The 14,803-nt window shown below is 66.3% G+C and carries 12 protein-coding genes; 8 read left to right on the forward strand and 4 right to left on the reverse strand.

Going from position 1 to position 14,803, the window contains the following annotated elements; all coding sequences use genetic code 11:
- Window positions 1-219 precede the first annotated feature (219 nt).
- Together GO615_RS29380 and GO615_RS13185 are read left to right on the forward strand one after the other, a co-directional pair.
- Complete coding sequence (locus GO615_RS29380; RefSeq protein ID WP_211167090.1) at window positions 220-1,218, forward strand: c-type cytochrome; 999 nt, start codon at window positions 220-222, stop codon at window positions 1,216-1,218.
- A gap of 130 nt (window positions 1,219-1,348) precedes the next feature.
- Window positions 1,349-1,945: an HD domain-containing protein gene (locus tag GO615_RS13185; protein ID WP_211167091.1), complete on the forward strand. Its 597-nt coding sequence runs from the start codon at window positions 1,349-1,351 to the stop codon at window positions 1,943-1,945.
- 85 nt (window positions 1,946-2,030) lie between these two features.
- Here GO615_RS13185 and GO615_RS13190 read toward each other — a convergent pair whose 3' ends face one another.
- Together GO615_RS13190 and GO615_RS13195 are read right to left on the reverse strand one after the other, a co-directional pair.
- The gene (locus tag GO615_RS13190) at window positions 2,031-3,893 is read right to left on the reverse strand and encodes a potassium transporter Kup (protein ID WP_169128712.1); all 1,863 of its coding nucleotides are present in this window, start codon (window positions 3,891-3,893) and stop codon (window positions 2,031-2,033) included.
- 135 nt (window positions 3,894-4,028) lie between these two features.
- Window positions 4,029-4,637 (reverse strand): hypothetical protein, encoded by a 609-nt coding sequence (locus GO615_RS13195; RefSeq protein WP_169128714.1) that lies wholly within the window; start codon window positions 4,635-4,637, stop codon window positions 4,029-4,031.
- Window positions 4,638-4,933: 296 nt separating this feature from the next.
- Between GO615_RS13195 and GO615_RS13200 the strand changes: the two genes are divergently transcribed.
- Window positions 4,934-6,982: a TonB-dependent receptor domain-containing protein gene (locus tag GO615_RS13200; RefSeq protein ID WP_169128716.1), complete on the forward strand. Its 2,049-nt coding sequence runs from the start codon at window positions 4,934-4,936 to the stop codon at window positions 6,980-6,982.
- 28 nt (window positions 6,983-7,010) lie between these two features.
- On the opposite strand, the gene rocF is transcribed toward GO615_RS13200, so the two are convergent.
- Complete coding sequence (gene rocF / locus GO615_RS13205) at window positions 7,011-7,952, reverse strand: arginase (RefSeq protein WP_169128719.1); 942 nt, start codon at window positions 7,950-7,952, stop codon at window positions 7,011-7,013.
- A gap of 325 nt (window positions 7,953-8,277) precedes the next feature.
- Here rocF and GO615_RS13210 point away from each other — a divergent pair, with 325 nt between their 5' ends.
- Entirely contained in the window at window positions 8,278-9,183 is a 906-nt protein-coding gene (locus tag GO615_RS13210; protein WP_169128721.1) for a DMT family transporter, read from the forward strand.
- Window positions 9,184-9,195: 12 nt separating this feature from the next.
- Here GO615_RS13210 and GO615_RS13215 read toward each other — a convergent pair whose 3' ends face one another.
- Window positions 9,196-10,818 carry a sigma-54-dependent Fis family transcriptional regulator gene (locus tag GO615_RS13215; protein WP_500676349.1) on the reverse strand — a complete coding sequence of 541 codons (1,623 nt, stop codon included), beginning with the start codon at window positions 10,816-10,818 and terminating at the stop codon, window positions 9,196-9,198.
- A gap of 294 nt (window positions 10,819-11,112) precedes the next feature.
- Here GO615_RS13215 and adh point away from each other — a divergent pair, with 294 nt between their 5' ends.
- The 4 genes from adh to GO615_RS13235 all read left to right on the forward strand — a co-directional run.
- Complete coding sequence (gene adh / locus GO615_RS13220) at window positions 11,113-12,633, forward strand: aldehyde dehydrogenase (RefSeq protein WP_169128725.1); 1,521 nt, start codon at window positions 11,113-11,115, stop codon at window positions 12,631-12,633.
- A gap of 182 nt (window positions 12,634-12,815) precedes the next feature.
- Window positions 12,816-13,178 carry a DUF779 domain-containing protein gene (locus tag GO615_RS13225; RefSeq protein ID WP_169128727.1) on the forward strand — a complete coding sequence of 121 codons (363 nt, stop codon included), beginning with the start codon at window positions 12,816-12,818 and terminating at the stop codon, window positions 13,176-13,178.
- Window positions 13,179-13,409: 231 nt separating this feature from the next.
- Window positions 13,410-14,402: an ABC transporter substrate-binding protein gene (locus GO615_RS13230; RefSeq protein ID WP_169128729.1), complete on the forward strand. Its 993-nt coding sequence runs from the start codon at window positions 13,410-13,412 to the stop codon at window positions 14,400-14,402.
- A gap of 62 nt (window positions 14,403-14,464) precedes the next feature.
- On the forward strand, window positions 14,465-14,803 hold a 339-nt coding region (locus tag GO615_RS13235; RefSeq protein WP_369333964.1), incomplete at its 3' end, for an ABC transporter permease.

The following is a 14,803-nucleotide window of genomic DNA, read 5'->3' on the forward strand; positions in this document are numbered from 1 at the left end:
TCCGTTTGATAAGACGTCTGATTGAAGAGTGGTTTTATAGCGTCTCCAATCCTGCTCATCTATAGGGAGATTGATCTAGCCAAACAGGCCCTCATACCGATTTCTGCATAGATGCCATCCGTCTATTGTTCAAACCGTGGAAACGCAGTTCGGAAGCAGCGATACCCGTAAGGATGACCAATCAGGAAGGAGGCTATGATGAGCGCGAAACTGAATGCAGTGGCGGTCGCCCTGGCGGCAATCGCGGGAACTTCGATCGCAGCCGAACCGGCCCAGCCGGCGCCTGCAGCACCCGCAGCGGCCGCACCTGCAGCACCGGCGGCGTATCCGTGGGTCGTTCCCGACGTCGAAAAGCTGCCCAACGACAAGTATGGCCAGATGGTGCGCATGGGCCGCGATCTCGTGCTGAAGACCTACCAGTTCATCGGCCCTGAAGTTGCCGATCCCGCCAAGCGTTTTGCGGGCAACAACCTGGCCTGCGGATCCTGCCATATCGATGGCGGCACGAAGAAGGACGGCAACGGGTTTGTCGGCACTTACATCGGTTACCCGGGATACAAGGCGCGCGAAAACGCCGTGCAGACGATGGAAGATCGCATCAACGGCTGCATGGAGCGTTCAATGAACGGGCGCCCGCTTCCGCTCGATAGCGTCGAGATGAAGGCGGTGATGACCTATATGCACTTCATGTCGTCGAACGTGCCGGTCGGCGCGAACGTGGCCGGCCTGGGGCTGCCGAAACCGAGCAAATTCCCGGATCGGGCGGCCGATCCGGTCCAGGGCAAGCAGGTCTATGATCAGTTCTGCGTGGCGTGTCATGGCCCGGAAGGCCAGGGCGTGCGCGTGGGGCAGGCCGGTGATGCGCAAGGTTATGTCAATCCGCCGTTGTGGGGGGCGGACAGCTACAACAACGGTGCAGGCATGAACCGCGTGATCATGGCCGCGCGCTTCATCCGCAACAACATGCCCAAGGGCATCACCGCGGATGCGCCGGTCCTGACCGAGGAGCAGGCTTTCGATGTGGCAGCCTACATCAACAGCCAGCCGAGGCCGACAAAGGCCAACCTGGACGTGGATTTCCCGGCGCGCTTCAACAAGCCGGTCGATGCGCACTTCCCGCCTTATCGCGATGGCTTTACCCCCGAGCAGCACAAGTACGGGCCCTTCAAGCCTATCATCGAAGCGATGAAGAAGGAGACCGCGGCGGCGAAGAAGTAAGCGCGCTTGCAGCCAAGGGCTTCAAGGGCCGGATGCCAGGGCATCCGGCCCTTTTGCATCGGGAGGAGCGGCGAAGGGCTCGCCGGGCTCTGCTAAAATCGCGGCCCCGCAGCCTCATCGAGCCCGCAGCATGGTGAACCTGTCCGTCCTCCACCGGCAACTGGCCTTCCTGCAGGAGATCGACCGCCTCAAGAGCGTCGTGCGCCTGTCGCCGCTGATCGATCGCTCGCGGCGCGAGAACAGCGCCGAGCATTCCTGGCATCTCGCGATGTACGCGCTGGTGCTGGCCGAGCATGCCGCCGGCACGGTCGATGTGGTGCGCGTCGTCAAGATGCTGCTGATCCATGACATCGTCGAGATCGACGCGGGTGATGTGCCCTTCCACGTTCCGTCGACCCACGCCGGGCAGGCCGAGCGCGAGCGGCTGGCCGCCGAGCGCATCTTCGGACTGCTGCCGGAAGGGCAGGCCGCCGAATTCCGCGAGCTGTGGTTCGAGTTCGAGGCAGCCGAGAGCGACGACGCAAAGTTCGCCAAGGCGCTCGACCGCTTCCAGCCGATGCTGCACAACGCCGCGACCGACGGCGGCACCTGGGTCGAGTGCGCGGTGACGCTGGATCAGGTCGAGGCCCGCTGCCGTCCGCCCATCGAGCGCGGCGCGCCGGCCTTGTGGGCGGTGGCGGCGCAACTCGCGGAAGCGCACTTCCGCGAACCTCCGCAGGATCGGTAGCGCAGGCAGTCGGAGCCCTGCGCCTGCCCTTCGACGAGCTCAGGGCGAACGGCGGTATCGGATTGCCGACTCGATCGTCAGGACATCAGATCACGAGCTGCGTGCCGAGCTCGACGACGCGATTGTTCGGGATGCGGAAGAAATCGGTCGCACTGGTCGCATTCTTGGTCATGAACGCGAACAGACGCGCGCGCCACCCTGCGAAGCGGCTGCGGTTCAGGCGCGGGATCACTGTTTCGCGCGACAGGTAGAAGGTCGTTTCCATCATGTCGAAGGGTTCGCCGAAGCGGCTGCAGTGGTCCAGCGCGCTCGGGATGTCCGGGTCTTCCATGAAGCCGTAGCGCAGGACCACGCGGATGAAGCCCTGCTTCAGGTGGTGCAGGTAGATGCGGTCGAGCTCGCTGACGTAGGGGGTGTCGGCGGTCTGCACGGTGACGAGGACGACGCGTTCGTGCAGGACCTGGTTGTGCTTGAGGTTGTGCAGCAGGGCCGCGGGCACGCCGTCCTTGGAGCTGGTCATGAACACAGCGGTGCCTTGCACGCGATGCACGCTGCCGATCATGGCCATGAAGTCGTTCATCGACAGGCCCTGCCTGGCGATTTCCTCCTGCACGAGGCTGCGTCCGCGGCGCCACGTCGTCAGCACCGTGAAGGAGACGATTCCCATCGCGATCGGGAACCATCCGCCCTGCGGGATCTTGATCGCGTTGGCGGCGAAGAAGGCGATGTCGACGGCGAGCAGCGAGCCGGCCACGAGGGCGACGAGCAATCGGTTCCAGCGCCACAGCAGGATCATCACGAAGGCGATGAGTACGGTGTCGATCATCATCGTACCGGTGACGGCGATGCCGTACGCGGCGGCAAGGTTGGAGGAGTTCTGGAAGCCCAGCACCAGCGCGATCACGGCGAGATAGAGCGTCCAGTTGGTGAAGGGTACGTAGATCTGCCCCTGCTCCTGGCCGGAGGTGTGCACGATCAGCATGCGCGGCAGCAGGCCCATCTGGACGGCCTGGCGCGCCACCGAGAAGGCGCCCGAGATGACGGCCTGCGAGGCGATCACCGTGGCGAGCGTGGCGAGAATCAGCATGGGAATCGTGGCCCATGACGGTCCGAGGTGGTAGAAGGGGCTCTCGATCGCTGCCGGCTCGTTCAGCAGCAGCGCGCCCTGGCCGAAGTAGTTGAGCACCAGGGCCGGCATCACGAAGCCGAACCACGCGAGGCGGATCGGGAAGGGGCCGAAATGGCCCATGTCGGTGTAGAGCGCCTCGCCGCCGGTCACGGCGAGCACGACCGCACCGAGCGCAAGGAAGGCCAGGGAGGTGTGATTGCCGATGAAGCCGAGCGCGTACAGCGGGTTCAGGGCCGCGAGCACTTCCGGGTGGCGGATGATCTCGTTGACCCCCAGCACGGCCAGCACAGCGAACCAGCCCACCATGACGGGGCCGAAGAACAGGCCGACGGCGCCGGTGCCGCGGCGCTGGATCATGAACAGTACGGTGAGGATGAGGACTGTCAGGGGCACCACGAAGGATTGCATCCCCGGCGCGACGATGCCGAGGCCTTCGACCGCGGACAGCACGGAGATGGCCGGCGTGATCATGCTGTCGCCGTAGAACAGCGCCGCCGCGAACACCCCCAGCATCGACACGACCCAGGTGAGCCGCCGGCTCTTCGCCTTGTCGACGATCAGCGCGAGCAGCGCCAGCGAACCGCCTTCGCCGCGGTTGTCTGCCCGCATGATGATCAGCACGTACTTGAGCGTCACCAGCACCATGATCGACCAGAACACCATTGACAGGATGCCGAGGATGTTTTCAGGGGTGACGGGGATGGGGTGGTGGCCGTTGAAGATTTCCTTCAGGGCGTAGAGCGGACTCGTGCCGATGTCGCCGAACACCACGCCGATCGCACCGACCGTGAGGGCCGGCAATGCCTTGCGCGAATGCATGCGCTATATCCTGTGTTGTTGTTTTGGGTGCAGCGGGGCGCATTCTAAGGGCACAACGGGCACTGTGGCAGCTTTGGGCAGAATGTTCGGGGGAGGCGGTCGCCGGCCTTGCGTGTCCCGGCACGGCGGGGCGATTCAGTCGGGCTTGTGCGCCGCCTGTCCGGCGTCGGGTGGTGCGTCTTCCTCATACTGCCGCCGCAGGCGCGCGAGCCCGGCGCGGAAGGCCTCGCCGTCGCCGTAGTCGAAGAAGTGCGGATAGCGCTCGTGGGCCTGGTGAATGCGGCGCGCGTGCTTGATCGGGCACCAGTACTGTTCTGTACGGGCGGCGACTTCGCGCGTGTACGCGGCGACGCCGTTGCCGTAGGAGCAGTAGAAGCAGTTGAACTTCTCGATCAGGTTCAGGTAGGGAAGTTCGCTGCGGTCGAACACCATGTAGTCGGAGCGGCGCACCTTGGGAATGCGGTAGACCGGGAAGCAGATCGCCTGATAGACGGTCACGAAGAGATCCATCAGCAGGAACGGGATCCATCCGAGGTAGATCACCGGCGAGGTCAGCGCGACCAGCAGCCTGGTGCGGCGCAGGTAGCGGACCAGGCCGATCTTGTAGCGCCGCTGCTGGCGCAGGAAGTTATCGGCCAGCTCGAGGCGCTTGCGCTCGAGTTCCTCGCGGCGCTCACGGTACTCCGCTTCCAGATCCTCTTGCAGCGACTGGATTCGCGCCAGCAATTCGTCGAGCTGCTTCATGGTTCGAGTCCGTCCTTGTCGATCCCGTCGATGCCGTGGGCCGGCAGCCGCCTTCCCCGGCAGCGGGAGTGGGGGTGCCAGTATCGCCCGAAGCGGGCACGCAACGCGCCCATTTCCTTCAGGAAGATCGGTGACCGGTGCGGCGGGTTCCGGCACGGCGCCGGATTCGCGTTCGGGCGGCTGCATGCGTTGTGGCTGCCGCGGCTTCCATTCGCGCTTGCGGGCGTGATTGACGCGCAGCAGGGCTGCTTCGATACTCATGCACTTTGCGTCGTGACGAAGGGAGTCGTGTGCAGGTGAATACAAGAAAAATCGGCACCGTGCGGGCTTCCGTCATGGCCGTGACGGCAACGCTTGCGGGCGCAGCGATGGGGGCCGACGACAATCTGTTCTTCAGCGAATTGCCCGTGGTGGCGAGCGTGAGCCGCCTGCCGCAGCGGCAGGTGGATGCGCCGACGGCGGTCACGGTCATCGACCGCGAGACGATCAAGGCTGCGGGCGTGCGCGCGCTCAACGACGTGTTCCGGCTTGTGCCGGGCTTCCAGACCTTTCCGCACAACACGGATCCGGCGCGGGTGACCTATCACGGCATCACCGACGAGGACTACTCGCCGCGCGTGCAGGTGCTGGTGGATGGCCGCTCGCTGCATTCGCCGCTGTTCCGCAGCGGTGTGAACTGGGCGCTGATGCCGGTCGCCCTCGAGGACATCGAGCGCATCGAGGTCGTGCGCGGTTCCAACACCACGTCTTACGGCACGAACGCCTTCCTCGGCGTGATCAACATCATCACCGTCGATCCCGCGCTCGTGCGCGGCGTGTCGGTGGCGGCGAACCACGGCAGCCAGGGGGTTCGCGACTACACGCTGCGCGGCGGCGCGCGGCTGGGTGAGGACGGCGAGCTGCGCGTGACCTACCAGCAGCTCGACGACGACGGGCTGGAGGACCGGTATGACTGGATCGACAGCTTCCGTTCGCGCCTGCTGGACATGCGCGCCACCTGGCGCCTCGGCTTGCGCGACGAACTCGACATGCATGCGGGCCGGATCGAGGGGGTGATGACCGTCGGACGACTGGACAAGGACTTCGTGAACCGCAGCGGCGAGTTGTTCCGCAGCGATCCGGAGAATCCGATCCGCGATTTCGACCAGTCGAGCACCTGGCTGCAGCTGCGCTGGCTGCGCACCCTGTCCGAGGATTCCGACTTCTCGCTGCGCTATGCCTATTCGGTGGACGAGGCGAGCGACGACTATGTCGACCCCGGTCTTCCGGCCGGTTTTGCGCATGTTGACGAATCCGGTGACCGCGGTCACCGCAACGAGGTCGAGGCGCAGCACACCTTCTCGCCCTTCGACAAGACGCGGCTCGTGTGGGGCGCGAGCTGGCGGCAGAACACGTTGCGCTCGAAGAGCATGCTGTACGGGCAGGGCAAGGTGTCGCGCGACGTCAGCCGCGCCTTCGCGAACGCGGAATGGGCGCCGGCGGCATGGTTCACGGGCAACCTCGGCTTTTCGTCCGAATACGATTCGATCGCAGGCAACAACGTGTCGTCGCGCGCGAGCGGAAGCTTTCACCTGAACACCGCGAATACCGTCCGCGTCGGCTATACGCGGGCGTGGCGTACGGCCAGCATCCTCGACTACCGCGCGAACTTCCGCAGCAGCGCGACGCGCGCGGAGCTGACCGGAACGCGCAACCTGCCGGCCGAGAGTCTGGACAGCTGGGAAGTCGGCTACCTCGGTGACTGGAAGGACTGGCGCATGAGCCTGGACGTGCGGCGCTTCCGCGAACGCGTGGGCGACCGCCTGTTCCAGGTCGATCCCAACGTGCGCGACCGGCTGGGGGATCAGGTGGTGCCGATCCAGGATATCCGCATCGACGGCATCGAGTATCAGTGGAAGTGGCAGCCGCTCGACGCGACGCGCCTGATGGTGTCGCAGAGCTTCATCCGCATCGACAGCGAATACTCGAGCGGGGCGCTCACGCCTGTGAGCAACCTCGTGACCCGCCGCGGCCGCAAGGAGCTGGTCGACGCGTTCGCCGAGGAATCCGCGCCGCGGCGAGCCTCATCCCTGCTGTGGATGCAGAAGCTGCCGTACGGACTGGAGGGCTCCATTGCGCGCTACTGGGTCGATCCAATGCGATGGACGCGCAACACAGCGGTCGGGAGCTACGTGCGCACCGACGCGCGTCTGGGCTACCCGTTCCGCATCGCGGGGCAGGGTGGCGAAGTGGCCTACACGGTGCAGTCGCTCGACGGCGACCACGGCGAGTTCAAGTCCAACGGCAGCCCGGCCGACCGTGTCGTCGGCCGTCGCCACTGGGTGTCGCTGCGGCTCGACTTCTGAACCCGGCAGCACCGAGACGGCTGACCGTTCAGCGGTTGCCGCGCGTCTGCCGGTGCATGCGCATCAGCGTGCTCTTGCCGAACAGGCTCTCGACGAGATCGACAGCCAGTTCGGCGGTCATGTTGCGGTGGTCCAGCGCGGGGTTGAGTTCGACGATGTCGAGCGAGGCGAGCTGCTCGGTGTCGGCGATCATCTCCATGCACAGCTCGGCCTCGCGGTAGGTGGGGCCGCCGCGCACGGTGGTGCCGACGCCCGGTGCGATGGTCGGGTCGAGGAAATCGACATCGAGGCTGACGTGCAGGTGCGTGTTTTCGTCGACGCCGGCGAGCGCCTGTTCCATCACGGCACGCATGCCGACTTCGTCGATGTAGCGCATGTCGAACACTTCCACGCCGAGTTCGCACAGGAAGCGCTTTTCGCCCTCGTCGACACTGCGGATGCCGATCTGGCGGATCTCGGCCGGGAGCATCGCCGGGATGTGGCCCCCGATGCGCGTCAGCACTTCCGGGCCGTGGCCGCACAGGCAGGCGACCGGCATACCGTGGATGTTGCCGGAAGGCGTCATCGTCGCGGTGTTGAGGTCGGCGTGCGCATCGAACCACAGCACGCGCAGCTTCTTGCCGACGCTGCGGCAATGGCGCGCGACGGCGCTGATCGAGCCGATCGCGAGGCAGTGGTCGCCGCCGAGCATCACCGGCAGCCGGCCCGCACGCAGTTCGGCATAAACGGCCTCATGCAGGATCTCGTTCCACTGCGCGACCTGATGCAGATGGCGGAAGCCGTCGACTGCGGGCAGGTTGGGATTCGCGGGGCCAGCGAGGTCGCCGCAGTCGCGCACGTCCGCGCCGAAGGCCGCGATCGCCGCGTGAATGTCGGCAACGCGCAGGGCCTCGGGGCCCATGCTGGCGCCGCGCGTGCCGGCGCCTACGTCGGTGGGAACGCCAATCAGGCTAACGTTGAGATTCGTCATGGTCGTGGTCTGCCCCGGGTCACGCGTCGTACGCGGCGGTTTAAGGATTGGGTTCGACCGGGTCCGGCGAGGAGTGGTTCGCCGGGCCCGGTCGTAGCTTCACGGCCCTGGTCGATGCCGATTTGCAGGGCCGAACTTTGAAGGATGCGGGCGTCAAACAGAATCGATAATTTTGTAGCGAAATACCACTAATCTGACGAAAGAGCAGGGTTGATTGGCGATTTGTTCAAGCAAGGCATTTTTGCACCGTCTGCGATGACCGCTGCTCGGGTATAAAGGCGCCTCGGCCGCATCGCGGCGAGATGAATTGTATGGGAGCCGGTGAATGAAGCGCGCGCAGGCCAACGGCCTCCTGCTGGTTGCAGCACTGATCTGGGGAACGGCCTTCGTTGCCCAGCAGGCGGGCATGCGCGACGTGGGGCCCTTCACCTTCACCGGTGTGCGCTTCCTGTTCGGCGCCGTGGTGATCCTGCCCCTGGTCGCGCGCGAGCTGCGCCGCCTCGGGCGGCGCGGCGTGTGGCTGGATGGCCGCGACCTGGCCGGCGGCCTTGTGCTGGGCGTGGTGCTGTTCCTCGGCGCGGCCTTCCAGCAGATTGGCATCGCCGGCACCACCGTGAGCAATGCCGGATTTCTCACCGCCCTGTATGTGCCGCTGGTGCCGGTCGCGAGCGCGCTGCTGTTGCGCGAGCGCCTGCACTGGTCGGTGTGGCCGGCGAGCGCCGGCTGCCTGGGCGGCACCTTCCTGCTCGGCGGCGGCAGCCTTTCGGCGCTGTCGACGGGCGACCTGTGGGTGATCGCGAGCGCGCTGTTCTGGGCGGCACACGTGATGATGGTAGGACGGGTCGCCGCGCGCCACGGGGCGCCGATCACGATCGCGTGCCTGCAGTTCGTGATGTGCGGCGTGCTGGGCATGGCGAGCGGTTTTTACGCCGAGGTCGTTAGCCTGGACGCGCTGGAGCGCGCGCTGCCGTCGATCGCCTACGCGGGCATCCTCTCGGTCGGCTTGGGATTCACGCTGCAGGTGGTCGCGCAGCGCCACACGCTCGCGGCCGATGCGGCGATCCTGCTGAGCTGCGAGACCTTGTTTGCTGCACTCGCTGCGCGCATCTTGGTCGGCGAGGTGCTCACGCCGATGCAGTTGGTGGGCGGCGGGCTGATCTTCGCGTGCGTGATGGCGATCCAGCTGCTGCCGCTCGCCCGGGCGCGCAGCGAGGCGGTGCAGCCAGCCTGATCCGGCGAAGGCTCACGCCGCGTTCTCGAACAGTTCCGGCGGGATGTCCTCGGGGCACAGCTGGCTGGCCTCGTCGCCCATCAGGGCGAGCATGAGGCGGAGCTGGTTGCGCAGTTCGCGCAGATTGCCGGGCCAGCGGTGGCGATGCAGCAGCGCGAGGGCTTCGGGGCAGACATAGATCGACCGCCCGCCGCCGGCCTCGCGCACGAAATGGCGCACCAGCTCATCGAAGTCATCGCGCTCGCGCAGGGGCGGCAGGCTGATGATGTGGCCGCCGGACGCCTCGAAGGTGCGCAGGTCGAGTCGACCATCGCGGCGCAGCTCGGCGAGCGGCTGCCGTGCGGCACCGATCACGCGGGCGCGGCTGCCGTCGTGGGCGTCGAAGAGCCGCGCCTGCAGCGTGGCGGGCAGGGCGTCGATCTCCACCAGGAAGAGGATGCCGTTGGCGGCCTGTGCCCAGGCGCGATCGAGTTCCGCCGCCGCGGCTTCGCCGTCGGGCAGGGCTGTGCAGTCGATGCCGATCAGCGGTGCGTCCACGGTCGGTTTGTGGTCTTCATGGAAGGCGCGCACGAGATGCGCCTTGCCGGTCCCCATCTCTCCTTCGATCAGCAGCGGTGTCCATTCGGTCGCGCAGTTGCGCAGCGTGTCGACGATGCGCGCCATGCGTCCGTCGCCGTGGGCGATCGCACCCAGGCGTGAGTCGTCGCGGCGGGCGGTTCCGGCGCGGGATTCCTTGTCGGCGCGGCGCCGCGACCGCAGGTTGGCGCGCGCGATGAGTGTGCGTCCCTTCAGGTCGTAGAGCGGGAAGGGGGCGTCGGGCGCCTGCGCGGCCAGCGCGACGAGACTGCTCCAGGGCGTTGCGAAGCAGGCTTCGTAGGTCGTCGCGGGATGCCGCGCGTCCAGCCCGAGCATGCCGCGTCCCTTGCGGTTGCTGGCGACGAGCCGGCCGCCTTCGTCGAATACGACGAGGGCGTGCAGGGGATCTGCGAGCGCATCGCGGCGTGTGTGGAAGTGCAGGGTAAGGAAGCCGTCGTCCAGCGTTTCGAGCAGGCGGTGTTCGATCAGTTCGGCCGTGGTGCGCAGCAGGGCCTCGGCATGGGTCAGGTTCTCGCGCGCGTCCGACGACACGTCGAGGATGCCGAGCATGCCGCCGGTCGGCGCGAGGATGGGGGTGGCGACGCAGGTCAGGATGCGGTTGCGCGCGAGGTAATGCTGGTCGCCCTGAACGGTGACGACTGCGCCGGTGTGCAGCGCCGTGCCGATCGCGTTGGTGCCCATCACGGCCTCGCTCCAGTCGACGCCGGGTCGCAGCGCAACCCGGCTGGCGCGGTCGAGAAAGTCGGTGTGGCCCAACGCGCTGAGGATCATGCCCTGACGGTCGGCCAGCAGCACCGTGGAGGACGGGCTGCCGATCTGGCGGTACAGGCCTTCGATCATCGGGCGCGAGAACGCCAGCAGGCGGTTGTTTGCGGCGATGCGGTCCGTGAGTTCTCCCGGCGCGAGCGCCGTGTCATTGAGCGGTTCGTCCGGTCGCAACCCGTGCTCGCGGCTGCGCTGCCACGATGCGATGAGCGATTCCGGCCGGGATGTCGGGGGTGAAGCTTCCATCATGGTGTGCGATGAAGCATGAATCATTCCTTCCGAGACGAAACCCTTTTACTACCGGGGTTTCGCGCAAGTGAGGGAATCGTCGAGCGGGCGCATCTGTCACGCATTGGGACAGGTGTTGTCTTGTTGAGCAGCGGAGGACAGGGGCGGACATGCATGCGGAACGTCGGCCGAAATTCCGGTTTCTAGGCGCAAATATCTGTGCGCAAAAGGAAAACAGTTTTCACTCCGAATATTCGACAGGGCTGGCACGCCGCCTGCGGAAGGGATGGCGACGCAAGACAGCGTTTTGACCACCCAACACTTCTGGAGACGAGTTCAATGATCTACGAGATGCCCGGCAAGGCAGGCGCCAAGGTCCAGTTCAAGACGCGCTACGACAACTTCATCGGCGGCAAGTGGGTTGCCCCGGTGCGCGGGCAGTACATGGACAACATCACCCCCATCACCGGGCGCAAGTTCTGCGAAGTGGCGCGCTCCAGCGCCGAAGATATCGAACTCGCGCTGGATGCCGCGCATGCCGCCGCCGACAAGTGGGGCCGCACCCCCGTCGCTGAGCGCGCCCGCATCCTGACCCGCATCGCCGACCGCATCGAGGAGAACCTCGAACTCGTCGCCTACGCGGAGACGGTCGACAACGGCAAGCCGATCCGCGAGACGATGGCCGCCGACATTCCGCTCGCGATCGACCACTTCCGTTACTTCGCCGGTTGCATCCGCGCCCAGGAAGGCTCGCTCGCCGAACTCGACGACAACACCGTCGCCTACCACTTCCACGAGCCGCTGGGCGTCGTGGGCCAGATCATCCCGTGGAACTTCCCGATCCTGATGGCGGCGTGGAAGCTCGCGCCGGCGCTGGCGGCGGGCAACTGCGTGGTGCTGAAGCCTGCCGAATCGACCCCCACAGGCATCCTCGTGCTGATGGAGCTGATCGCCGACCTGCTGCCCGCCGGCGTGCTCAACATCGTCAACGGCCTCGGCCGCGAAGCCGGCGTGCCGCTCGCGACCAGCAGCCGCATCGCCAAGATTGCCTTCACCGGCTCGACCACGACCGGTCGCCTGATCATGCAGGCCGCGTCGCAGAACATCATCCCGGTGACGCTGGAACTCGGCGGCAAGTCGCCCAACGTGTTCTTCGAGGACGTCGCCGCGGCCGACGACGAGTTCTTCGACAAGGCGATCGAGGGCTTCGTGCTGTTCGCGCTGAACCAGGGCGAAGTGTGCACCTGCCCGTCGCGCGCCCTGATCCACGAGTCGATCTACGACAAGTTCATGGACCGCGCGCTCGCCCGCGTGAAGGCGATCAAGCAGGGCAACCCGCTCGATACCGAGACGATGATCGGCGCGCAAGCCTCGACCGAGCAGATGCAGAAGATCATGTCCTACATCGACCTCGGCAAGCAGGAAGGCGCACAACTGCTGACCGGCGGCGAGGCGGCGCGCTTCGGTGGTGACATCGCCGAAGGCTTCTACATCAAGCCGACGGTGTTCAAGGGCCACAACAAGATGCGCATCTTCCAGGAGGAAATCTTCGGGCCGGTGCTGTCGGTGACGACCTTCAAGGACGAGGCCGAGGCGCTCTCCATCGCCAACGACACGCTCTACGGCCTGGGTGCCGGCGTGTGGTCGCGCGACGGCAGCACCGCCTACCGCATGGGCCGCGCGATCAAGGCCGGCCGCGTGTGGACCAACTGCTACCACCTGTACCCGGCACACGCCGCGTTCGGCGGCTACAAGCAGTCGGGCATCGGCCGCGAGACGCACAAGATGATGCTCGACCACTACCAGCAGACCAAGAACCTGCTGGTGAGCTACAGCCCCAACGCGCTCGGGTTCTTCTGAGCGCGTTACCAAGGTCTTGCGCTCGAGTTCTTCCGGGCGCGAGGCCGGTCGGGCGCATCCAAACGCCCGCCTTGCTCATGGTGTTCTTCTCTCCCTCTCTTCCGTAAACAGCGGTCGAGATTCACGGGCGGCCCAGGCCGCCCGTTTTTTTTCGCCGCGTCGCGGCGTGCAAGGAGTCAGTCATGGTCCAGCGTGTCATCGCCACCGAAAGTGCCGAAGAACTCATCGCGCGTCTCATCACGAAGCACGGCCCGGTGATGTTCCACCAGTCGGGCGGCTGCTGCGACGGCAGCGCGCCGATGTGCTATCTGCGCGCGGAATTCCTGACCGGTCCTGCCGACATCCTGCTCGGCGAGATCGGCGGCAGTCCCTTCTACATCAGCCGCGCCCAGTACGAGTACTGGAAGCACACGCAACTGATCATCGATGTCGTCGAAGGTCGCGGCGGGATGTTCTCCCTCGAGGGGCCGGAAGGGCTTACCTTCCTCACTCGCTCGCGCCTATTTACGGATGAGGAACTGCATCAGCTCGCAAACGCTGCCTGATCATGCTCTATGCTTGAAGGGCGTGTCCGGGCCGCTTCAACGGTCCGTGACATGCGGTTCTTCGCCGAGTGTTCCAAAATGGAGCAGGTGTTGCATCGTGGAGCAGTTGAATCGGCCCCCGGCGCGAATCCGAACCGGCGACGCATTGCTGGATCGAATCCTGCATTGGTAGTACGACCTCGGCCGGCTCGATCCGGCAGATGACGACACAAGAACGATGGAGACACTTCAATGCTGCGCCACTTTACGCGTGCGTGCCTTGCGGCCGCTGCGCTCTTCGCCTGCCTGATCGTCCCGGTACGCGCGGCCGACCCGGGCGTGATCCGCATCGGCGTGCTGCAGTACGGCACCGTGAGCTGGGAGCTCGAGGTGATGAAGCGGCAGGGCTTTGCCGAACGCGAAGGCGTGCGCATCGAGGTGGTGCCGCTGGCGCAGAAGGACGCGGCGAACGTCGCGCTGCAGGGCGGGGCGGTCGATCTCATCGTCAATGACTGGATCTGGGTCGCGCGCCAGCGCGCCGAGGGGCGCGACTTCGCCTTCGTCCCGTATTCGCGTGCCGTGGGCGGCATCATGGTGCGACCGGATGCGAACGTGCGCACCATCGCAGACCTGCGCGGGCAGCGCCTGGGGGTCGCCGGCGGTGCGCTCGACAAGAGCTGGCTCTTGCTGCGCGCCTATGCGCGCAAGACCGTCGGCGAGGACGCCGCGACGCTGGTGAAACCCGACTTCGGCGCACCGCCGCTGCTCAACGCGCTGATGCTCAAGGGCGAACTCCCGGCGGTGATGAACTTCTGGCATTTCTCTGCGCGCCTGCGCGCGGCGGGGATGCGCGAACTCCTGTCCCTCGACGAGGTCCTTAAGGGGCTTGGCGTGGATGGCGAGTTGCCGATGATCGGCTGGGTGTTCCGTGACGAATGGGCGGCGAAGAACCGCGCGGCCTTCGAAGGCTTCCTGCGTGCGGGTGCCCAGGCACGGCGCCACATGCAGACCTCCGACGCGGTGTGGGAGGAGCTGCGCCCGCTCACGCGCGCCGAGGACGACGCGACGCTCGCGGCCTTGCGCGATGGTTTTCGCGCAGGCATTCCCGGCGAGGACGTCGCGCAGGCCGAGCGCACTGCGCGGCGCGTGTTCGCGATCCTCGCGCAGGAGGGCGGCGCCGAGCTCGTCGGCAGCGCCACCGCACTGCCCGCGGGCACCTTCTGGCGCACGGGCGCACCGCGCTGATGAAGGCTGGTGCCGATGATTCCGCGCCCTGGCCGCTGCCGGCCGCGCCGCTCAGGCGAGCGATGAAACGCCGCGGCCCGCAGGGCGAAGGGTGGTTGCGCGCGGTGTCGCTCGCCGCCTTCCTTGTGCTGTGGCAGCTCGCAGCAACGCTCTTCGCCAGTTCCACGCTGCCCCCGCCGGCCACAGTGTTCGCGCGCATCGCCGCGGAGACCGCCTCGCTCGCGCTCCCCACCCATCTGGCCATCACCCTCGCGCGCGTGGCCGTCGCCTTCGCGCTGGCGATGGCGATCGGTGCCGCGATCGGCATCGCCATGGGACGCTGGCGCCGGCTCGATGCGCTGCTCGACGGCTGGCTCGTGCTCGGGCTCAACATCCCGGCGCTGGTGACCATCATCCTGTGC

Source organism: Aromatoleum evansii (assembly GCF_012910805.1).
Lineage (GTDB): Bacteria > Pseudomonadota > Gammaproteobacteria > Burkholderiales > Rhodocyclaceae > Aromatoleum > Aromatoleum evansii.